The 19,889-nt window shown below is 75.6% G+C and carries 18 protein-coding genes and 1 tRNA gene; 13 read left to right on the top strand and 6 right to left on the bottom strand.

The window, feature by feature from the left end:
• Positions 1–20: 20 nt before the first annotated feature.
• Positions 21–93, bottom strand: a tRNA-Arg gene (locus ABZ809_RS27350).
• 167 nt (positions 94–260) lie between these two features.
• Between ABZ809_RS27350 and ABZ809_RS27345 the strand changes: the two genes are divergently transcribed.
• The gene (locus tag ABZ809_RS27345; RefSeq protein WP_357565470.1) at positions 261–962 is read left to right on the top strand and encodes a hypothetical protein; all 702 of its coding nucleotides are present in this window, start codon (positions 261–263) and stop codon (positions 960–962) included.
• A 51-nt stretch (positions 963–1,013) separates the two neighbouring features.
• Here the strand turns inward: ABZ809_RS27345 and ABZ809_RS27340 are convergent, their stop codons facing one another.
• Entirely contained in the window at positions 1,014–2,051 is a 1,038-nt protein-coding gene (locus ABZ809_RS27340; RefSeq protein ID WP_357565469.1) for an alpha/beta hydrolase, read from the bottom strand.
• 104 nt (positions 2,052–2,155) lie between these two features.
• Entirely contained in the window at positions 2,156–2,590 is a 435-nt protein-coding gene (locus ABZ809_RS27335; protein ID WP_357565468.1) for an HPF/RaiA family ribosome-associated protein, read from the bottom strand.
• A gap of 342 nt (positions 2,591–2,932) precedes the next feature.
• Here ABZ809_RS27335 and ssb point away from each other — a divergent pair, with 342 nt between their 5' ends.
• From ssb to ABZ809_RS27320, 3 genes are all read left to right on the top strand, one after another.
• Positions 2,933–3,802 carry a single-stranded DNA-binding protein gene (gene ssb / locus ABZ809_RS27330; RefSeq protein WP_357565467.1) on the top strand — a complete coding sequence of 290 codons (870 nt, stop codon included), beginning with the start codon at positions 2,933–2,935 and terminating at the stop codon, positions 3,800–3,802.
• Between the two features lie 183 nt (positions 3,803–3,985).
• A complete protein-coding gene (locus ABZ809_RS27325; RefSeq protein WP_357565466.1) occupies positions 3,986–5,029 on the top strand; it encodes a cobalamin biosynthesis protein in 1,044 nt (347 codons plus the stop codon).
• A complete protein-coding gene (locus ABZ809_RS27320; RefSeq protein WP_357565465.1) occupies positions 5,026–6,570 on the top strand; it encodes a cobyric acid synthase in 1,545 nt (514 codons plus the stop codon). The genes ABZ809_RS27325 and ABZ809_RS27320 overlap by 4 nt, the downstream gene beginning before the upstream one ends.
• Here the strand turns inward: ABZ809_RS27320 and ABZ809_RS27315 are convergent.
• Positions 6,564–6,965 (bottom strand): rhodanese-like domain-containing protein, encoded by a 402-nt coding sequence (locus ABZ809_RS27315; protein WP_357565506.1) that lies wholly within the window; start codon positions 6,963–6,965, stop codon positions 6,564–6,566. The genes ABZ809_RS27320 and ABZ809_RS27315 overlap by 7 nt on opposite strands.
• Before the next feature lie 150 nt (positions 6,966–7,115).
• Between ABZ809_RS27315 and ABZ809_RS27310 the strand changes: the two genes are divergently transcribed.
• The 4 genes from ABZ809_RS27310 (at position 7,116) to ABZ809_RS27295 (ending at position 11,081) form a co-directional block, all read left to right on the top strand.
• The gene (locus tag ABZ809_RS27310; protein WP_357565464.1) at positions 7,116–7,739 is read left to right on the top strand and encodes a hypothetical protein; all 624 of its coding nucleotides are present in this window, start codon (positions 7,116–7,118) and stop codon (positions 7,737–7,739) included.
• 84 nt (positions 7,740–7,823) lie between these two features.
• The gene (locus tag ABZ809_RS27305; protein ID WP_357565505.1) at positions 7,824–9,176 is read left to right on the top strand and encodes a dipeptidase; all 1,353 of its coding nucleotides are present in this window, start codon (positions 7,824–7,826) and stop codon (positions 9,174–9,176) included.
• Between the two features lie 77 nt (positions 9,177–9,253).
• Complete coding sequence (locus tag ABZ809_RS27300) at positions 9,254–9,460, top strand: hypothetical protein (RefSeq protein ID WP_101412453.1); 207 nt, start codon at positions 9,254–9,256, stop codon at positions 9,458–9,460.
• A 31-nt stretch (positions 9,461–9,491) separates the two neighbouring features.
• A complete protein-coding gene (locus ABZ809_RS27295; RefSeq protein ID WP_357565463.1) occupies positions 9,492–11,081 on the top strand; it encodes an ATP-dependent DNA ligase in 1,590 nt (529 codons plus the stop codon).
• Positions 11,082–11,112: 31 nt separating this feature from the next.
• Here the strand turns inward: ABZ809_RS27295 and ABZ809_RS27290 are convergent, their stop codons facing one another.
• Complete coding sequence (locus tag ABZ809_RS27290) at positions 11,113–11,940, bottom strand: SURF1 family protein (RefSeq protein ID WP_357565462.1); 828 nt, start codon at positions 11,938–11,940, stop codon at positions 11,113–11,115.
• A gap of 179 nt (positions 11,941–12,119) precedes the next feature.
• On the opposite strand from ABZ809_RS27290, the gene ABZ809_RS27285 reads away from it, so the two are divergent.
• Entirely contained in the window at positions 12,120–13,511 is a 1,392-nt protein-coding gene (locus tag ABZ809_RS27285) for a cobyrinate a,c-diamide synthase (RefSeq protein WP_357565461.1), read from the top strand.
• Entirely contained in the window at positions 13,508–14,077 is a 570-nt protein-coding gene (locus ABZ809_RS27280) for a GNAT family protein (RefSeq protein ID WP_357565460.1), read from the top strand. The genes ABZ809_RS27285 and ABZ809_RS27280 overlap by 4 nt, the downstream gene beginning before the upstream one ends.
• Before the next feature lie 30 nt (positions 14,078–14,107).
• Here the strand turns inward: ABZ809_RS27280 and ABZ809_RS27275 are convergent, their stop codons facing one another.
• Complete coding sequence (locus ABZ809_RS27275) at positions 14,108–16,240, bottom strand: transglycosylase domain-containing protein (protein WP_357565459.1); 2,133 nt, start codon at positions 16,238–16,240, stop codon at positions 14,108–14,110.
• A 122-nt stretch (positions 16,241–16,362) separates the two neighbouring features.
• Between ABZ809_RS27275 and cobC the strand changes: the two genes are divergently transcribed.
• Genes cobC through cobA form a run of 3 tightly spaced genes read left to right on the top strand, consistent with a single transcriptional unit; the run spans position 16,363 to position 19,864 of the window.
• Positions 16,363–17,436, top strand: coding sequence for an Rv2231c family pyridoxal phosphate-dependent protein CobC (gene cobC / locus ABZ809_RS27270; protein ID WP_357565458.1), 1,074 nt, complete (start codon positions 16,363–16,365; stop codon positions 17,434–17,436).
• Positions 17,436–18,575 carry a nicotinate-nucleotide--dimethylbenzimidazole phosphoribosyltransferase gene (locus ABZ809_RS27265; RefSeq protein ID WP_357565504.1) on the top strand — a complete coding sequence of 380 codons (1,140 nt, stop codon included), beginning with the start codon at positions 17,436–17,438 and terminating at the stop codon, positions 18,573–18,575. Before cobC ends, ABZ809_RS27265 begins: the two co-directional genes overlap by 1 nt.
• 26 nt (positions 18,576–18,601) lie before the next feature.
• The gene (gene cobA / locus ABZ809_RS27260; protein ID WP_357565503.1) at positions 18,602–19,864 is read left to right on the top strand and encodes a uroporphyrinogen-III C-methyltransferase; all 1,263 of its coding nucleotides are present in this window, start codon (positions 18,602–18,604) and stop codon (positions 19,862–19,864) included.
• Positions 19,865–19,889 lie beyond the last annotated feature (25 nt).

The following is a 19,889-nucleotide window of genomic DNA, read 5'->3' as shown; positions in this document are numbered from 1 at the left end:
TCGGCTGAGAGAAAGTCCTGTGCGCCCGGCAGGATTCGAACCTGCGGCCTTGGGATTAGAAGTCCCCTGCTCTATCCGCTGAGCTACGGGCGCGCGGCGTACGTGTCGCGCGAGATAGGGTACCGCCGTCCGCCGGGTGAGCGGTGTAACGGGTGGTCGCGTTCCCACGTCACGGATCAGGGTCGCATGCAGCCCCGGCGCCGGTCACCCGGGTTCCGCCGTCCGGGTGGCCGCGCGGCGCCGGGCCGTACCCTCGACGGGTGCTCCTTGATCCCGATACCGAGAACGACGTCGCCTACGAGCTGTGCCAGCTCCTGGGCCGCGCGATCCTGCCCATCCGCCGCGCCGACGCCGGGGCGGCCGACGGTGGCCGGGACGAGGGCACCGCGTTCCTCTTCGCCCGGCAGGGGCGGGAGTATCTGTTGACGGCCGACGCGCTCACCCACGCCCCGGCGGGGGAGATCGGGCTGCGGGGGAGCGTGACCGAGCCGGCCGGGGTGGCCGCCGACGCCGTGCCCCTGCCCGACTTCGCCGCCCGGTGGCGGCACCACGAGGAGTTGGGCGTCGCGGTCATGTCCACCGTCGGCCTGCACGAGCACGCCGACGCCGGGGGCTGGCGGTGGCGTACCCAGCAGGTGCCGGACGCGATCGCGGCCGACGGGGACGCGATCGCCGGGATCGGCGCGGAGCCCTGTTCCGCCGTCGTGCTCGCCCACGGCGCGGGCGCGGACGGTGGCCGGCCGCTGGAGGTGGCGATCGAGCGGGTGGCCCGGGTGGGCGGCGTCGTCCGGCTCATGACGGAGTTGCCGACCGGCTACCTGGGCGCGCCGGTGTTCGGCGTGCGGGCCGGCGGCGACGGCGAGGTGGGGCTGCGCTGCCTGGGCCTGGTGTTGCCGGCGCGCGACGGTGGTCACCCGCTGGCCACCTTCGACCGGATCCGGGCGGCCGTCGAGGCGGCCTGAGGCCGGCGGTGGGTGCGCCGGGTCCCGGCCTGCCGGGCCGTCGGGCCCCGCTCAGCCGTCCAGCGCCGGGGCGTCCGCGAGGTCGGTCTCGCCGGTCGGCCGCCGGCTGGCCGGTGGGCGTTCCCCGGCGCGGACCGTCGGCCCGGCGTCGAAGAACGCGTCGGCCCAGCGCCCGACCTCCTCGAAGACCTTTTCGCGTACGGCGGGGCCGGAGAGCGTGAGGTCGTGCATGCCACCGTCGAAGCGTGCCACGGTGACGTGCCGGCCGAGGCGGGGCGCCCAGCGGACCATGTGCTCGACGTCGAGGACGGCGTCGGCGAGGCCGGCCGACTCGTGCCACTTCGTGCCCTTGAACGAGCGGGTCGAGCAGGCGAGCAGCACCGGCACCTGGATGTCCAGGCCGGCGCGGAGCTGCCGCTGGGCGGTGCGGACGGCGTTCAGCCAGCCGACCCGGACGGGGAATCCGGCGAGTGGCTTCCAGGTCAGGTCGTAGGCCCATTCGCCGTGGTGCTCGGCGTGGATGCTCTCGCCGTAGACCGTGCCGAGCCCGAACGGCAGCACCCGGCGCGGCGCCCGGCGGGCCAGCTGGCCGACGGCGGCCGCGAGGGGCCGGCGCACCAGCCACGGGGCGTTGATGTCGAAGAACGGGCTGTTCAGGAAGAGCCCGTCGATGACACCGGCGTCGCGGCGGGCGTGCGCCCAGACCGGCAGGATCAGCCCGCCGGTGGAGTGGCCCATCGCGAGCAGGGTGTCGTGCCCGTCGTCCTCGCGGATGATCTTCGCGGCGGCGTCCAGCTCGGGGAAGTAGTCGCTGATGTCGCGGCAGAAGTTGGGCGTCTGGTGGGGCAGCAGGCTGCGCCCGTACTTGCGCAGGTCGAGGGCGTAGAAGTCCCAGCCCCGCTCGGCGAAGAAGTCGCCCAGGTGGCTCTGGAAGAAGTAGTCGGTGAAGCCGTGCGTGTAGAGCACCGCCCGTCCCGTCGGGCGGTCGGCCCGGCGACGGACCAGGGTGGCGACCACGGGTCCCTCGTCGTCGGTGCCCAGGTCGATCGTCTGCCGCTCGTACGGCGGGCCCAGCACGTCCGGTTCCACGTCCGCGACGGTACGCCGGGAAGCTACCGATTGGTAGCCCGCGCGGTGCCGGAAGGCCCCGTCCGCCCGCACCAGACGGACGGGGCGCTTCGGGGGCGTACGCCTCAGACGGTCTCGGCCTGGGCGCGGGCCGGATCCGTGTCGGTCTCGTCGCCGGCCTCGGCCTCGTCTCCGGGGACCGGCTGGGCGACGTCGCGCAGGTGCTTGTTGTGCCGGGGCTCCTGCTTGGTCTTCGCGTCGTTGAGCCGCCGCCGCAGGTCGTCCCGGACGTCGTTGAGCGCGGCGTGCAGGTCCTCCTCCGCGGAGGTGGTGACGATCTTCTGCCGGCCGGCGACCCAGCACTCCAGGGTGACCTTCTGGCCCCTGGCCTCCCGGTTCTTCACCGACACCTCCAGCTCGGTGGCGTCGGCGTGGAACCCGGCGAGCCGGGCGTTCAGCGTGGCGAACTGCTCCGCGATCCAGTTCCGGTCGCCCTGGGAGAACCCGGCGCCGACCCGCAGGCACTCCGCCACGGTGGCCGGGTTGGCGACGGCGCTCATCGCCGCACTCCACCGGCGACGGGGGCGATTGCGGTGCTGGTCATCTTCATGATCGCTGACCTCTCGTTCGGCGTGCTGTCGGCGGTGCGGTTGATCGGATCCATACCCCGCCGCGTTCCGTCCGGAACGTGATCCGTCCGGCACCCCGATCATCGGTCGCCCGTACGCGGACTCCCAGGGCCGCTCGGCCTAGCACACCGGGACCTTGATCAGGTCTTTGTCCACAGCCGGTCCGGTTGTCCACAGATCGGCGCACGGTGCTGGCGACGCCCCACGCCGACGCCCCAGGCTCGGCGTCGAGTCGACTCGCGAAGGTAAGCCCGATCTCCCCCTGGAGGGACGATGTTCGACACCTACGTCACGATCGTGGGTAACGTGCTGACCGCGCCGGAATGGCGGCGTACCACCCAGAGCAACACCCTGGTGGCCAACTTCAAGGTCGCCTCGACCGCCCGCCGGCTCGACCGCGACAGCGGCCGTTGGGTCGACGGCAACAGCCTGCGCGTCCGGGTCAACTGCTGGCGCAAGCTGGCCGAGGGCGTGGCGGCCTCGGTGATGGTCGGCGACCCGGTGGTGGTCTGCGGCCGGCTCTACACCCGCGACTGGACCGACGACGCCGGCAACCACCGCACGCTCTACGAACTGGAGGCGGTCGCCGTCGGCCACGACCTGTCCCGGGGCCGTGGCCGGTTCCAGCGGAACCGGCCGACGATGACGACCAGCACCGTGGAGGACACCGAGGCCGAGCACCGGGTACGCGGTGAGGCGACCGAGCCGGTGCCGGACGAGGAGGCTCCCACCCGGCCCGACGGCCGGCCGCTCGACGACGACTTCGGGCCGTCCGACTTCGGCGCGTTCCCGGCCGATCGCGGCCTGCCGGTCGGCGGCGACGGTCCCGACGAGCCGGGCCGTCCGGTCCGGGTCACCGGCGCCGGCACCGTGGACGGTCTGCTCGACCCCTTCGACGACCCGGCGGACCACGAGGATCCGGCGAGCGATGCTCACGACGACCTGGCGGACGAGCCCCACGACGACCCGGCGGACGCCCCTCGCGGCGAGCCGTCGGACGGCCCGCACGACGCCCCGGCCGGCGACTCCGACGACCCGTCCGACCACCCGCTGACCGCCTCGCCGGGCGGGGAGGCCGGCCCGGGCGGCCCCCGGGCGGGGCGGGGCCGCCGGGGCCGGGGGCGGGTGCCGCAACCGGCCTGACCTGCCCGGGCCCGGGCGACACGACGGGGGCGGGGTGGCGTCGGCCGGGCCGTCGTCACCCCGCGTGTCTCCCGTGGCCCGCAGCGGCGGGGTGGTGGTTTCCACCGTCGGCGGCACAGGCCGGCGGACGTGACGGGGCGGGGCCGGCGCTCGGCTAGGCTGGCCGGCCGGAGGTGGTGGCGGGTGCGACAGGCGACGGCGACGTCGGTGGCGACGGCGGCGGGACTCGTCGCGGGGTACGCCCTCGACGCGTTCCTCGGCGACCCCCGTCGACACCACCCCGTGGCCGGGTTCGGGCGCGCCGCCGGAGCCCTGGAGCGGCGGATGCACCGCCCCGACCGGGCGGCCGGCACGGCGTTCACCGCGCTGGCGGTCGGGGCGCCCGTGCTGCTCGGGGTGGCCGCCACGGTCGCCACCCGACGCCGGCCGCTGGCCCGGGCGGCCCTCGTCGCCGCCGGCACCTGGACGGTGCTGGGCGGGCGCACGCTGCGCCAGGAGGCCGCCGTGATGGGGCGGGCGCTGCGGGCCGGCGACCTGCCGGCCGCCCGGCAGCGGCTCGGTCACCTCTGCGGCCGGGACCCGTCCGCGCTCGACGAGCCCGAGCTGGCCCGCGCCACCGTCGAGTCGGTCGCGGAGAACACCTCGGACGCGGTCGTCGCCCCGCTGCTCTGGGGGGCGGTCGCGGGGCTGCCCGGCCTGCTCGGCTACCGCGCGACGAACACCCTCGACGCGATGGTGGGCCACCGCTCGCCCCGCTACGTCCGGTTCGGCACGCCCGCCGCCCGCCTCGACGACCTGCTGAACCTGGTGCCCGCGCGGCTGACCGGCCTGCTCACCATCGCGGTCGCGCCGGTCGCGCACGGCGACCGGGAGCGGGCGTGGCGGGTGTGGCGGCGGGACCGCAACGACCACCCCAGCCCGAACGCCGGGCAGTGTGAGGCGGCGATGGCCGGTGCCCTCGGCGTCCGGCTGGGCGGGCGGAACGTCTACTTCGGGCGCTCCGAGGTGCGCCCGTTCCTCGGCGACGGCCCCCGGCCGGAGGCGCGGCACCTGAAGCGGGCCGCCCGGATCTCGGGCGCGGTCGGGCTGGCCGCGCTCGGGCTGGCCGCCGCGTACCCGCTGACCGTGGGCCGGCTGGTGGCGGGTGCCGGGCGGCTGGTGGGCGGCGCCGGTCGACGCGTCGTCAGGGGTGTCGTGGCCGGGGCGGGGCGGGGTAGCGGCCGGTGAGTGGCGGGCTGCTGGTCGCCGGCACCACCTCCGACGCCGGCAAGAGCGTGCTCACCGCCGGCATCTGCCGGTGGCTGCACCGCCGGGGCGTGAAGGTGGCGCCGTTCAAGGCACAGAACATGTCCAACAACTCCGCCGTCGTGGTCGGCCCCGACGGCCGGGGCGGCGAGATCGGGCGGGCGCAGGCGATGCAGGCCGCCGCCTGCGGTCTCGCCCCCGACCTGCGGTTCAACCCGGTGCTGCTCAAGCCGGGCAGCGACCTGGCCAGCCAGGTGGTGCTGCTCGGCGAGGCGGTCGACACGGTCACCGCGGGCAACTTCCACGCCCTGCGGCCCCGGCTCGCGGAGACGGCGTACGCGGCGCTCGCCGAGCTGCGGTGGGCGTACGACGTGGTGGTCTGCGAGGGCGCCGGTAGCCCGGCGGAGATCAACCTGCGGTCCGGCGACTACGTGAACATGGGCCTGGCCCGGCGCGCCGGGCTGCCCACGATCGTGGTCGGCGACATCGACCGGGGCGGGGTGTTCGCCTCGATGTTCGGCACCGTCGCCCTGCTGGACCCGGCCGACCAGGCGCTGGTCGCCGGCTTCGTGATCAACAAGTTCCGGGGCGACCTCGGGCTCCTCCAGCCGGGGCTGGACATGCTGCGCCAGGTCACCGGCCGGCCGACGTACGGGGTGCTGCCCTGGGCGCTCGACCTCTGGCTCGACGCGGAGGACTCGCTCGCCTACGGCCGGGTCCTCGGCCGGCCGGCCGCCCCACGCGGCACCGACTGGCTGGACGTGGCCGTCGTCCGGCTGCCCCGGATCAGCAACGCCACCGACGTCGAGGCGCTCGCCACCGAACCGGGCGTACGGGTCCGGCTGACCGTCGAGCCGGCCGAGCTGGCCGCCGCCGACCTGGTCGTGCTGCCCGGCTCGAAGTCGACCGTGGCGGACCTGGCCTGGCTGCGGCAGACCGGTCTCGCCGACGCCGTCCTGGCGCACGCGGCGGCGGGCCGGCCGCTGCTCGGCATCTGCGGCGGCTTCCAGATGCTGGCCCGGGCCATCCACGACCCGGTGGAGAGCCGGCAGGGGAGCGTGCCGGGGCTGGGCCTGCTGCCGATCGAGATCACCTTCGACCCGCGCAAGACCGTCCGCCAGTCGACCGGCACCGCCGACGGCGACGTCCCGGTCCGCGGCTACGAGATCCACCACGGGTACGTCTCGTCCGCCGACCCGGGCCTGATGCCGATGCTGACCTGCGCCGACGGCACCGGGGAGGGGGCGGTCGTGGGCGCCGTGCACGGCACCCACTGGCACGGCACGTTCGAGTCCGACGGGTTCCGCCGGCGATTCCTCACGGAGGTGGCCCGGCTCGCCGGCCGGACCGGCTTCACGGTGGCCCCCGACAACGCCTTCGCCGCCGCCCGCGAGCGCTCGCTGGACCTGCTCGGGGACCTGGTCGAGGAGCACCTGGACACCGAGGCCCTCTGGCGCCTCGTCGAGTCCGGCCCGCCCGCCGGCCTACCCTTCATCCCGCCCGGAGCCCCACCCGGTCAGTAGCGGATGTCGGCGGGGCGGTCGGACATGGGCAGGTCCGCCTCGCGCCAGGCCTGCACGCCGCCGATCAGATCCGTCGCGTTCCGCAGCCCGAGCGCCCGCAGGCTCGCCACCGCGAGGCTGGAGCTGTAGCCCTGCCGGCACACCACCACGATCTGCTGGTCGTAGCCGGTGACCTCGGGGATCCGCCAGGCGCTGGCCGGATCGAGCCGCCACTCCAGCACCGTCCGGTCGATGACGATGGCGCCGGGCAGGTCGCCCTGCTCCCGCCGTTGCCGGTCGGTGCGGGTGTCGACCAGCAACGCCCCGGCGCGGACCGCGTCGACGGTCTGGTGCGGGGTCAGCCGGCGTACCCCGGCACGGGCCTGTTCCAGAAGGGCGTCAACGCCCGGACTCATCACGCTGTGCGACACCAGCCGATCATCCCGCCCCGTCCCGGAGCCCGCCAGGGGAACGCCCCGGCCCACCCGACGACCGCTCGTTCGGGCGACCCCCGATCGGAGCGCCCGGCCGCCCGGCCGCGCGCCGGCACCGTTACCGTCGGCCCCGTGGTGGTGGCGGTGGTCGAGGCGTACGACCGACTGGCCCGGCGGGTGCTCGCCGGGCCGGCGCGGTTGGGGCGGACCCGGCTGGTGGCGGTGGACGGGCCGAGCGGCGCGGGCAAGAGCGTGTTCGCGGCGCGGCTCGCGGACGCCCTCGCCGCCCTGCCCGACGGCGGCCGGCCGGCGGTCGTGCACACCGACGACCTGCTCGACGGCTGGGACGACCAGCTCACCTTCTGGCCCCGGCTCCAGGAGTGCGTGCTCGCCCCGCTGCGGGCCGGACGGCCGGGGGCGTACCGCCGGTACAGCTGGGTCCGCCGGGCCTTCCTGCCGCGTCCGGTGCCGGTCGAGGTGGCGCCGGTGCTCATCGTCGAGGGGGTGAGCGCGGCGCGGGCCGCCGTCGCCGCCGACCTCACCCTCGCCGTCTTCGTCACCGCCCCGGCGCCGCTGCGGCTGCGCCGGGCGCTGCACCGCGACGGCCCGGAGATCCTGCCGGAGCTGCGCCGCTGGCACCACGGGGAGCGCGCGCACTTCGCCGCCGACGGCACCGAGGCGCGGGCGGACCTGGTGGTCGAGGGCGCTCCGCGCCTGCCGCACGACGCCGACCGTTACTACGTGCGCCGAGGCTGACCGCCACCGGGTGCGCCGGCACTGGGCGGGGGCGGTGCGCCCGGTAAGGCCGGGCATACGATGCCGGTCATGACCACACCGATCATGTCCGAGTCCGAGATCCGGCTCGCCGTCGAGCGGGAGCTGCCCCGCGTCCGCGCCGACCTGGAAGCCCTCGTCCGCATCCCCGGCATCGCGTTCGACGGCTTCGACCACTCGCACGTGGAGCGCTCCGCCGAGGCGGTGGCCGAGCTGCTGCGCGGCTGCGGTCTCGACGCGCGGATCGTGCGTTCCGGCGGCCAGCCGGCGGTGATCGGGAAGAAGGCGGCCCCGCCCGGGGCGCCGACGGTGATGCTCTACGCCCACCACGACGTGCAGCCGGTCGGCGACCGGACGCTGTGGGAGTCGGACCCGTTCGAGCCGGTGGAGCGCAACGGCCGGCTCTACGGCCGGGGCGCCGCCGACGACAAGGCCGGCATCATGGCGCACGTCGCGGCGCTGCGCGCCTTCGGTGACGCGCTGCCCGTCGGCGTGGTGCTCTTCATCGAGGGCGAGGAGGAGTACGGCTCCGACTCGCTGGAGCGGCTGCTCGCCGAGTACCGCGACGACATCGCCTCGGACGTCATCGTGATCGCCGACTCCGCCAACTGGGACATCGGCGTACCGGCGCTGACCACCAGCCTGCGCGGCATCGTCAACTGCTTCGTGGAGGTGCGCACCCTCGACCACGCCGTGCACAGCGGCATGTTCGGCGGGGCGGTGCCGGACGCGCTGACCGCCCTGGTCCGGCTGCTGGCCACCCTGCACACCGACGCGGGCGACGTGGCCGTCGACGGGCTGGTCGGCCGGGAGGGCGCGAGCGTCGACTACCCCGAGGACCGGTTCCGCGCCGAGGCCGGGCTGACCGACGGCGTGCAGCTCATCGGCACCGGGCGGATCACCGACCGGCTCTGGACCAAGCCGGCCCTCGCGGTGCTCGGCATCGACGCCCCCGCCACCGGCGAGGCGCCGAACGCCCTGGTCCCGACGGCGAAGGCCAAGCTGAGCGTACGGCTGGCGCCGGGCGACGAGCCGAAGCGGGCGTACGCGGCCCTGCGCTCGCACCTGGAGAAGCACGCCCCGTGGGGTGCCCGGGTGACCGTCACCTTCGAGCACGACGGCGCCCCGTGCGTCATCGACGCGTCCGGGCCGATGTTCGACGCGGCCCGCTCGGCGTTCCGCACGGCCTGGGACGGCACGGACCCGGTGGACCTCGGCATCGGCGGTTCGATCCCGTTCATCGCCACCTTCCAGGAGATGTTCCCGCAGGCGGCGATCCTGGTGACCGGCGTGGAGGACCCGCACGCGCGGGCGCACGGCCCGAACGAGAGCCTGCACCTCGGCGAGTTCGCCCGGGTCTGCCTGGCCGAGGCGCTGCTGCTGAAGAAGGTCGCCGAGGCGGGCGTTGCCGGGCATTAGGTGACGGAACCGTAACTTCGCGGTCGATGTGTGAGTTTGCGGTGTGTCGTCCGGGGGGTTGTTGTAGCCTCTCGAACATGCGTACGAACGAGGTGATGGGCCGGCTCGAGGCCGCCGTCAGCGCTCTGGGGGACGTCGACGTCTCCGCGTGGCCCGAGGACACGCTCAAGGAACAGCTCGGTGACCTGTCCGCCGCGCTGGTCGCGCTCGACACGGTGCTCTCCCGGGTCGCGGAGGAGATCCGCGCCCGGGGGCTCCGCATCGAGGAGCCCGTCTCGGCCTGATCGCCGGCCGGTGTCGGGGGTGGCTGGCAGGATGAGTCCCGTGCGGTTCCTCGACCTGGCAGCCACCTCCGCCGCCGTCGGCGCCACCCGTGCCCGCCGGGCCAAGGTGGAGCTGCTGGCCGGTGCGCTGCGGGCGCTCGACCCGCCCGAGGTTCCGGCCGGCGCCTGCTGGCTTGCCGGCGAGCTGCGGCAGCGGCAGACCGGCGTGGGCTGGGCGAGCCTGCGCGACCTGCCGCCGCCGGCCCCCGAGCCGACCCTGACCGTCGCCGCCGTCGACGCGGCCATCGAGGAGATCGCGTCGGTGCGCGGGGCGGGTTCGCAGGCGCGTCGCCGGGCGCTGCTGGGCGCGCTCTTCGCCGCCGCCACCAGAGAGGAACAGCGGCTGCTGACCGGCCTGTTCAGCGGCGAGCTGCGGCAGGGCGCGCAGGCGGGGCTGCTCGCCGACGCGGTGGCCCGCGCCGCCGAGGTGCCGGTCTCCGCCGTACGCCGGGCGCTGCTGCTGGCCGGCGACCTGCGCGCGGTCGCGGTGGCCGCGCTCGACGGCGGCGCGGCGGCGCTGGCCGCCTTCGGCCTCCAGGTGGGTCGTCCGCTCGCGCCGATGCTGGCCCAGAGCGCGCCCTCCGTCGACGAGGCGCTGGCGGCCACCGGCACGCCCGCCATGGTCGACGTGAAGCTCGACGGCATCCGGATCCAGGTCCACCGCTCCGGCGACGACATCGCCGTGTTCAGCCGCAGCCTCGACGACATCACCACCCGGGTGCCCGAGGTGGTCGCCGCCGTGCGCGCGCTGCCGGCCCGCGAGCTGGTGCTCGACGGGGAGGCGATCGGGCTGGACGAGACGGGCCGCCCGCTGCCCTTCCAGCAGACGTCGAGCCGGGCGGCGCGGCGCAGCACGCCGGGCGGCACCGGCCGTGCCCCGGCCGCCCCGGGGGTGCGCGCCGCCGGGGAGACAGGTGCGACGGTGCTGACGCCGTACTTCTTCGACCTGCTGCACCTCGACGGCGACGACCTGATCGACAGGCCCGGCCGGGAGCGCTGGGCAGCGCTCGACGCCGCGGTCGACGCCTCGCTGGTGGTCGGCCGGATGGAGGTCGACGGCCCGGAGCGGGCCGGCGAGGCGTTCGCCGCCGCCATCGACGCAGGCCAGGAGGGGGTGGTGGTGAAGGCGCCCGACGCCCCCTACGACGCCGGCCGGCGGGGCGCGGCCTGGGTGAAGGTGAAGCCCCGGCACACCCTCGACCTGGTGGTGATCGCGGTGGAGTGGGGCAGCGGCCGGCGGGAGGGCTGGCTGTCCAACCTGCATCTCGGCGCCCGCGACCCGCGCACCGGCGACTTCGTCATGCTCGGCAAGACGTTCAAGGGCCTTACCGATGAGGTGCTGCGCTGGCAGACGGAGCGCTTCCTCGCCCTCGCCGTCGAGCACGGCGACTGGGAGGTGCGGGTCCGCCCCGAGCAGGTGGTCGAGATCGCCTTCGACGGGGTGCAGACCAGCTCCCGCTACCCGGGCGGGATGGCGCTGCGCTTCGCCCGGGTGGTGCGCTACCGCGACGACAAGACGGCGGCGGAGGCCGACACCATCGACGCCGTACGCGCCATCCACGCCGGCCGCGTCACCGGCTGACGGGGCACCCGCCCCGGCCGGGCGGCGATCGTCACGCGACGCCCTGCGGCGCGGGCTCCGCGGCGCGGTCGACGGGCGGCGTCGGCCCGGTGCCCGCCAGCCGGCGGGCCTCCCGGCGGGCCACCCAGCCGTAGCCGAAGAGGGTCATCGCGGCGAAGATCCACCACTGTACGACGTAGCCGAGGTTCTGCCAGTTGTTCGTGTAGCCGATCGGCACGTCCTTGAAGACCGGGTCGGCCGCCGGGGTCTGCTCGACCATCAGCAGGTATGCCCCGTGGACGGGGTAGGGCAGTTCCCGGGCCAGCCGCTCCACGCCGATCCGCCGGGTCTCCAGCTTGCCGTCGCGCCGGGTCACGCCGACCGAACCGCTCTCGCTCAGGTGCACCCGGCCCGTCACCGTGACCTCGCCCGGCGGCACGGCCGGCACGTCCGGCTGGGCGGTCGCGTCGCCGCCCCGCACCGGCGGGATCCAGCCCCGGTCCACCAGTACGGCCGTGCCGTCGGCCAGCACGAGCGGGGTGACGATCTCGAAGCCGACCGTGCGGTCCACCGAGCGCCCCCGGACCAGCACCACGTTCGCCGGGTCGTACCGCCCGGTCACGGTGACCTTGGTCCAGGACTTCTCCTCGGCGGGGGCCGGGCCGGCGGTGCCGGCGCCGCCGGTCGGGGCGGGCAGCACGTCGCGCAGCGGCAGCGGGCCCATCCGCTGGCCGGCGTCGATCCGATCGTTGATCTCCGTGCGGCCGTGGTAGCGGTCCAGCTGCCAGTTGCCGAGCAGCACCATCACCGCCGAGGCGACCAGAGTCAGCGCGAGAATGCCCAGCCAGCGCGGCGTCAGCAGGAACCGGTACACGACCACGAGGCTACCCCTGTGACCGGAGCCACTGGCTCCGACAGTCCCCGTCCGGGCCGCGACGGCGCGCCGACGGCCCGTTCGGCGGCGGCCACCGGTCGGCCCGGTTCGGCTATCGTCACGCGGGCGGACCGCCCGGTCGGTCCCGCCGCAGGGTTCCCCGCCGCCCCGCAAGGGAGTCGATGATGACCGTCGTGCCGCGCCTGGTGCTCAGCGCGCCGTCCTCCGGCCACGGCAAGAACGCGCTGGCGGTCGGGCTGCTCGCCGCGTTCGCCCAGCGTGGCGTCGACGTCGCCGGGTTCAAGGTCGGCCCCGACCACGTCGACGCCGCGTACCTCGGGCTGGCCTCCGGCCGCCCCGGCCGCCTCCTCGACCCCCGGCTGGTCGGTGCCGACCGGATCGCCCCGCTGGTCGGCCACGGGGCGGCCGGGGCCGGGCTCGCGGTGGTGCAGGGCAGCATGGGGCTGTACGACAGCCTCACCGGCCGCCCCGAGAGCGAGTCGACGGCCGCCGTGGCGACCGCGCTGCGCAGCCCGGTCGTGCTCGTGGTCGACGTCGCCGCGATGGGACAGTCGGTGGCCGCCCTGGTGCACGGCTTCCGGGCGTACGACGAGCAGCTCTGGCTCGGCGGGGTGATCCTGAACCGGGTGGCGTCCGCCCGGCACGAGGAGTTGCTGCGCGAGGCGCTCGACGACATCGGGGTGCCCGTCTACGGCGTGCTGCGCGGCCACGGCCTGCCGTCCGTGCTGCCCGCCCGCCGCTACGGGGCGGTGCCCGCGTTGGCCCGCACCAGCGAGGCCACCGGCGCCGTCCACCGGCTCGGCGAGGCGGTCGCCGCCACCGTCGACCTGGACCGGCTGCTGGGCCTGGCCCGCTCCGCCCCGCCGCTGCCCGCCCCGCCGTGGTCGCCGGAGGCCGGGCGGGAGCCAGCCGGCCCGCGCCCGGTCGTCGCGCTGGCCGGGGCGCCGGGCGGCGGCTACAGCCACCCCGAGACCGCCGAGCTGCTGCGGGCGGCCGGCGCCGAGGTGGTGACGGTCGACCCGCTGCACGACGAGGCGCTGCCCGCCGGCACCGGCGCCCTGGTCGTCGGCGGCGGGCTTCCCGAGGCGTACGCCGGGCAGCTCTCCGCCAACCGCCGGCTCTGCATCGCGGTCGCCGAGCTGGCCCGCACCGGGCGCCCGGTCGTCGCCGAGGGGGCCGGCCTGCTCTGGCTGGCCCGGGAACTCGACGGGCTGCCGATGTGCGGGGTCCTCGACGCGGTGGCCACCCGCCGGGACGGTCTGGTGGTCGGCTACCGGCAGGCGACCGCGCTGACCGACAGCCTCGTGGCGACGGCGGGCACGGTGGTGGCCGGGCACAAGGAGCACCGCGCCGTGCTCACCCCGCGAGCCGGGGCCCGGCCGGCCTGGAGCTGGGACGGCGGGGCTCCCGAGGGGTTCGTCTGGCGGGGGGTGCACGCCTCCCAGCTCACCCTGCACTGGGCGGCGTACCCGCGCCTCGCCGCCCAGTTGGTGGACGCGGCGGCGGAGGCGGCGACCGACCCCGCGACCGCCCGGCCCGGCGGGGTGCCCGCGTGATCGGTCAGGTGGCGGTCCGCCGTTTCCCGGCGCTGACGGTCTCCACACCCCGCACCGAGGTACGCGCGCTGACGGCGCTCGACGCGCAGGCGGCCGACGAGGTCTTCGCCGACCGGCAGACCCAGCGGTGGCTGCCCCTGGCCGACCCCTCCGGCCAGATCGACGGGCTCGCCTGGTGCACCGACCTGGCCCGGCAGCGCCGCGACAGCGGCGACGGCGACCACTACGCGGTGGTACGCCGGGAGGACGGCCAGGTGGTGGGCTGCCTGTGGACCCGGCGCACCGACTGGGGCGCCCGGTGCACCGAGATCTCCTACGCCATGGCGGCGCACGCGCGGGGCTTCGGCCTGGCGGCCGAGGCGGTCGACGCGCTCGCCATCGCGCTGATCCTCGAACACGGCTTCCAGCGCGTCGAGCTGCGGGTCGCGCCCGGCAACCTGGCCTCCCGCCGCGTCGCGGAGAAGGCCGGGTTCAGCTACGAGGGCCTGCTCCGCAACGCCGGCTTCGTCCGGGGCGGGCGGGTGGACCTGGAGGTCTGGTCCCTCGTCGCCGCCGATCTCCGCTGACCCGCACCGACCCGCCCGGCGGCGGCCCGGTCAGCCGACGATGCGGTCCGAGGGCGGGTTGAACTGGCGGGTGGGCTGCCCCTTGAGGGCGTCGCGGAGGGTCTGCGCCACCGCGTTGATCGGGATCTGGGACTGGCCGTCGCCGACGGCGTTGAACGGGTTGTCCGGGTCGGAGATGAAGCTCGCCGCCGCCAGCTCCGGGGTGTAGCCGACGAACCAGGCCGACCGGGTGCTGTCGGTGGTGCCCGTCTTGCCGGCCACCGGGCGGCCGACGGTGCCCCGCACGCTGTCCGCGGTCGACCAGCCGCCGCAGCTTCCCCGGGCCGGGGTGTCGCCGGTGGGGCAGCGGGCGGCGTCGGTGGCGGCCCGGGCGGCGTCGGCGTTCACCACCTGCCGGCAGCGCGGCTTGGCGACCTCGCGTTCGATCCCGGAGGCGGTCTTCCAGGTGGTCGGCGTGCCGTCCCGGTTGTAGATCCCCTGGACGGGGATGGCCTCGCAGTAGCGGCCGTCGGCGGCGATCGCGGCGTACGCGTTGGCCATCTCCAGCGGCGTGGCGTCGGAGACGCCGAGGGTGAACGCGCCCCACTTCTTCGCCTTGGCCGGGGACGCGTGCTCCCGGTCGACGTCGGTGCGCCAGCGCAGCCCGAGCTGTTCGGCGAGGCGGACCGCGCGGTCCGCGCCGACCTGTTCCTCCAGCCACACGAAGTACGTGTTCACCGACTTGCCGAAGCCGGACCACATGGTCTGGTTTCCGCTCATCGCGCCGCTGGCGTTGGACGGCGACCAGCCGTCGTAGACGTCGGAGCGGTACCGGTGCGGGGCGTTGAACGAGGTGGACAGCGGCATGCCCGCGTCCAGCGCGGCCAGCATGGGGAACATCTTGAACGTCGACCCGGCCTGGTAGCCCGGCAGGGTGCCGCCGCCGAGCAGGGGCGCCACCGTGTTCGGGTAGTTCGCCTTGATGTTGGGCCCGGCCTCCGGGTTGGAACTCTGCCCGTTCTCGCTGAGGTCCAGCGAGTACGTCCGGTTCACCGCCATCGCCTTCACCCGGCCGGTGCCCGGTTCGGCGACCACGATGCCGTTGGCGAACGGGCTGCCGGTGTTCTCCTTCGTGCCGACGTTCTTCTCGGCCGCCTCCTGGATCTTCGGGTCCAGGCTGAGCACGATCCGGTAGCCGCCCCGGCGCAGCTTGTCCATCCGCTCCAGCCGGTTCTCCCCGAACGCGGGCTGCGCGCTCCACCAGTTCTTCAGGTAGTCGCAGGCGAAGCCCCAGCTGTTCCACTTCTCGGGCACGGAGGCGCAGTCGTTCGGCGGGTAGGTGAGCTTCAGCCGGATGGGCTCGCTCTTGGCCTGGGTGACGGCGTTCGGCGAGAGGTAGCCGAGCTGGGACATCCGGTCCAGCACGTAGTTGCGCCGGGCGGTGGCGTCCTTCTGGTCCGAGCTGGCCGGGTCGTACTCGGACGGGGACTTCACCAGGCCGGCGAGGGTGGCCGCCTCGACCGGGGTGAGGTCCTTCGGGGCCTTGGAGAAGAAGATCTCGCTGGCCGCGTAGATGCCGTACGCCCGGTGCCCGAAGTAGGCGGAGTTGAGGTAGCGCTCCAGGATCTGCTCCTTGCTCAGCTCCTTCTCCAGGTCCATCGCCATCCGCATCTCCCGGACCTTGCGCAGGCTGGTCTGCTGGGTGGCCTCCTGCACCTCCTTCGGCGTCTTCGCGCTGTCCCGCAGTGCCATCCGGACGTACTGCATGGTGAGCGTGGAGGCGCCCTGGGAGACGCCGTTGGAGCGGGCGTTCGCCACGAAGGCCCGGGCGACGCCCTTGGGGTCGACGCCCCGGTGCTGGTAGAAGCGGTTGTCCTCGGCGGCGACGATCGCCTGCTGCATGTGCGGCGAGATGTCGGCCAGCTTCGTGTACTGCCGGTACTCCTCGTAGAACATCGTCAGCACCGTCTTGCCGTCCGGCGCGTAGACGTACGACGTCTCGGCCGGCAACGCGGTGGTGAGGATCTTGGTCTTGTGTTCCATGGCGTGCGCCGTGACCTTGGCGCCGAGGCCGGTGGCGGCGGCGACGGGGTACGCCACGGCGGCGACCACGATGCCGGCGATCAGCCCGGCGCGAAGGAGAGGGACGAGACGACCAGCGGCGGCAAGGGGTCGGTTGCTCACAGGGTCAAGTTATGACATTTCCGATTCGTACCTGAGAAATATTCATAAACGCCCGTGTGGGTGATGCTGCCCACGCCGGGATCCGCTGTCCCGCGCGCCGCCTTCCCGGCAGGATCGCGGGCATGCGTGGTCAGCCGACCGGAACCCTCTCCGAGCCCGACCTCACCCACCACGGTGACGCCGAGGTCGGGCCGGGGCTGGTCGACCTCGCCGTCAACGTACGGCGTGCCGCCATGCCGGACTGGCTGGCCGACCCGATCACCGCCGCACTCGGCGACCTCGCCGCGTACCCCGATCCCGGCCCGGCCCGGGCCGCCGTCGCCGCCCGGCACGGCCGCCCGCCCGCCGAGGTGCTGCTGACCGCCGGCGCGGCCGAGGGCTTCGTGCTGCTCGCCCGGGCGCTGCGTGGGGTGCGCCGGCCCGTGGTGGTGCACCCGCAGTTCACCGAGCCGGAGGCGGCGCTGCGTGCCGCCGGGCACCAGGTCGACCGGGTCCTGCTCGACGCCGACGACGACTTCCGGCTCGACCCGGCCCGGGTGCCCGCCGACGCCGACCTCGTGATGATCGGCAACCCGACCAACCCGACCTCGGTGCTGCACCCCGCCGCCGACCTGGCCGCACTGGCCCGGCCCGGCCGGGTCCTGGTCGTCGACGAGGCGTTCGCCGACACCACCGTCGCGCCCGGGGTGGCCGGCGAACCGGAGTCGCTGGCCGCCCGGCGCGACCTGCCCGGCCTGCTGGTGGTCCGCAGCCTCACCAAGACCTGGGGCCTGGCGGGCCTGCGGATCGGCTACCTGCTCGGCGACGCGGAGTTGCTGGCGCGGCTGGCCGCCGCCCAGCCGCTCTGGGCCGTCTCCACCCCGGCTTTGGCCGCCGCGGCGGCCTGCGCCACCGCCGTCGCGGTCGAGGCCGAGCGCGCCATCGCCACCCGGCTCGCCGCCGACCGCGACCACCTGGTCGCCCGTCTGTCGGCCCTGCCGGGCGTACGCGTCGCCGGCCGTCCCGCCAGCGCGTTCGTGCTGGTGCGGATGCCCGGGGCCGCCGACGTGCGGGCCGCCCTGCGGCAGCGCGGCTGGGCGGTGCGCCGGGGGGACACGTTCCCCGGCCTCGGCCCGGACTGGCTGCGGATCGCCGTCCGTGACCCGGCCACCACAGACGCGTTCACCGAGGTACTGGCGGAGATCATGGAGGCATGATGCTGGAGACCACGATCGCGGCGATCCGGCCGCCGGACGAGCCGGCGATGACCGCCGCCCGGGAGCTGCACGGGCGGCTGACCAAGCCCGCCGGCTCCCTCGGCGCGCTGGAGGACCTCTCCGTACGCCTCGCCGGCCTGGCCGGGCACTGCCCGCCGCCGCTGCCCGAGCCGGCGGCGGTCGCGATCTTCGCCGGTGACCACGGCGTGCACGCCCAGGGGGTGACCCCCTGGCCGCAGGAGGTCACGGCCCAGATGATCGGCAACTTCCTGGCCGGCGGCGCGGTGGTCAACGCCTTCGCCCGGCAGGCCGGCGCCTCGGTCACCGTGGTCGACGTCGGCGTGGCCACCCCGATCCCGGCCGCCGCCGGCCCGGCGGCCACCCCGACCGCCGATGGCCCGCCGGCCATCCCGCTCACCCGGGCCCCGGCCGGCAGCCTGCCGTCGCGCGATGTGCCCCGGCTGGTCGCGGCGAACGTCCGCCCCGGCACCCGGGACCTGTCGGTGACCGCCGCGCTCACCCGCGACGAGGTCCGCTCGGCGGTGGAGACCGGCATCCGGGTGGCCGACGAACTGCTCGACGCCGGGGCCGGCATCCTGCTCACCGGCGACATGGGCATCGGCAACACCACGCCGGCCGCCGCCCTGATCGCCGCGTTCGCCGGCCTCGACCCGGCGGAGACGACCGGCCGGGGCACCGGGGTCGACGACCAGACGTACGCCCGCAAGGTGGAGGTGGTGCGGGCCGCGCTGCGCCGGCACGCCCCCGACCCGGCGGACCCGCTGGGCGTGCTGGCCGCCGTCGGTGGCCTGGAGCACGCCGCGCTGACCGGGCTGATCCTGGGCGCCGCCGCCCGCCGGACACCGGTGCTGCTGGACGGGGTGATCGCGGTCTCCGCGGCGCTCGCCGCGGCGGCCCTCGCGCCGCACGCCGTGGGCGCCATGGTGGCCGGGCACCGCTCCGCCGAGCCGGGCGCCACGGTCGCGCTGCGCCGGCTGGGCCTGGAACCGCTGATCGACCTCGGACTGCGCCTCGGCGAGGGCACCGGCGCGCTGCTGGCGCTGCCGGTGGTCACCGGCGCGGTCCGGGTGCTGCACGAGGTCGCGACCTTCGACTCGGCGGGGGTGGCCGAGAAGTGAGCGAGCGAACCGGTCCGCCCGGCGTGGTGGGCGGCAACCCGTACCCGCTCGGCCTGCGGCTCGCCGGCCGCCGGGTGGTCGTGGTGGGCGGGGGCACGGTGGCCACCCGGCGGGTGCCGGCGCTGCTCGACGCCGGCGCGCACGTCTTCCTCGTCGCGCCCGAGCTGACGCCGGCGCTGCGGTCGCACGTCGACGCCGGGCGGCTGCACTGGGCGCCGCGCCGGTTCGCCCCCGACGACCTGGACGGGGCGTGGCTGGTGCAGGTCGCGGTCGACGACCCGCTGGCCGCCGCGTCGGTCAGCGCCGCAGCCGCCGAGCGGCGCATCTTCTGCGTACGCGCCGACGACCGCGCCGCCGCCACCGCCTGGACCCCGGCGGTGACCCGGCAGGGGCCGGTGACGGTGGCGGTGCTGGGCGGGGGCGACCCGCGCCGGGCGATGACCGTCCGCGACGCGATCCGCGACCTCCTGGATGTGAGGAAGGGCACCCTGTCGACGCCTGCGGTGGAGGAAGGGTCCCTTCCACACACCGGGGGCGGGCGGGTCGCGTTGGTGGGGGCCGGGCCTGGTGACCCGGAGTTGATCACCGTCAAGGGCTGGCGGCTGCTCACCGCGGCGGACGTGGTGGTGGCCGACCGGCTGGTGCCCGGGCTGCTCCTGGACGAACTGCGCCCCGACGTCGAGCTGGTGGACGCCTCCAAGATCCCGTACGGCCCCTCCCGCGCCCAGGAGGAGATCAACCGGATCCTGGTGGACCGGGCCCTGGCCGGGCGGTTCGTGGTACGGCTCAAGGGCGGCGACCCGTACGTCTTCGGCCGGGGCGGCGAGGAGTTGCTCGCCTGCGCGGCGGCCGGCGTGCCGGTGACCGTGGTGCCTGGGGTGACCAGCTCGATCGCGGCCCCGGCCGTGGCCGGAATCCCGGTCACCCATCGGGGTGTGGCCCACGAGTTCACCGTCGTCTCCGGGCACGTCGCGCCCGACTCACCGGCCTCCCTGGTCCGCTGGGACGCGCTGGCGGGGCTGCGCGGCACACTGGTCGTGCTGATGGGGCTGAAGAACCTCGCGGCGATCACCGCGACGCTGGTGGCGCACGGCCGGCCGGCGGAGACACCGGCCGCCGTGGTGCAGGAGGCGACGACCGGGGCGCAGCGGATGCTCCGCTCCACGCTCGGGGCGCTGGCCGCCGACGTGGCGGCGGCGGGGCTGCGCCCGCCCGCGGTGGTGGTGCTGGGGGACGTGGTCGACGCCCTCGCCGGGGCTGGACCTGAGGGGTTTCCGGGCAGAGTGTGACGGGATGAACGACGGCGGCCGGAGA

The sequence above is a fragment of the Micromonospora sp. NPDC047074 genome, assembly GCF_040643815.1.
Taxonomy (GTDB): Bacteria; Actinomycetota; Actinomycetes; order Mycobacteriales; family Micromonosporaceae; genus Micromonospora.
This window is presented reverse-complemented; position numbering and strand designations above follow the sequence as displayed.

Bases quoted from the DNA above. Each gene is read 5' to 3' on its own strand.
- ABZ809_RS27335 (WP_357565468.1), bottom strand. From the start codon at position 2,590: ATGAGCGCCGTCGCCAACCCGGCCACCGTGGCGGAGTGCCTGCGGGTC.
- ssb (WP_357565467.1), top strand. From the start codon at position 2,933: ATGTTCGACACCTACGTCACGATCGTGGGTAACGTGCTGACCGCGCCG.
- ABZ809_RS27315 (WP_357565506.1), bottom strand. From the start codon at position 6,965: ATGAGTCCGGGCGTTGACGCCCTTCTGGAACAGGCCCGTGCCGGGGTA.
- ABZ809_RS27305 (WP_357565505.1), top strand. From the start codon at position 7,824: ATGTCCGAGTCCGAGATCCGGCTCGCCGTCGAGCGGGAGCTGCCCCGC.
- ABZ809_RS27300 (WP_101412453.1), top strand. From the start codon at position 9,254: ATGCGTACGAACGAGGTGATGGGCCGGCTCGAGGCCGCCGTCAGCGCT.
- ABZ809_RS27295 (WP_357565463.1), top strand. From the start codon at position 9,492: ATGAGTCCCGTGCGGTTCCTCGACCTGGCAGCCACCTCCGCCGCCGTC.
- ABZ809_RS27285 (WP_357565461.1), top strand. From the start codon at position 12,120: ATGACCGTCGTGCCGCGCCTGGTGCTCAGCGCGCCGTCCTCCGGCCAC.
- cobC (WP_357565458.1), top strand. From the start codon at position 16,363: ATGCGTGGTCAGCCGACCGGAACCCTCTCCGAGCCCGACCTCACCCAC.
- ABZ809_RS27265 (WP_357565504.1), top strand. From the start codon at position 17,436: ATGCTGGAGACCACGATCGCGGCGATCCGGCCGCCGGACGAGCCGGCG.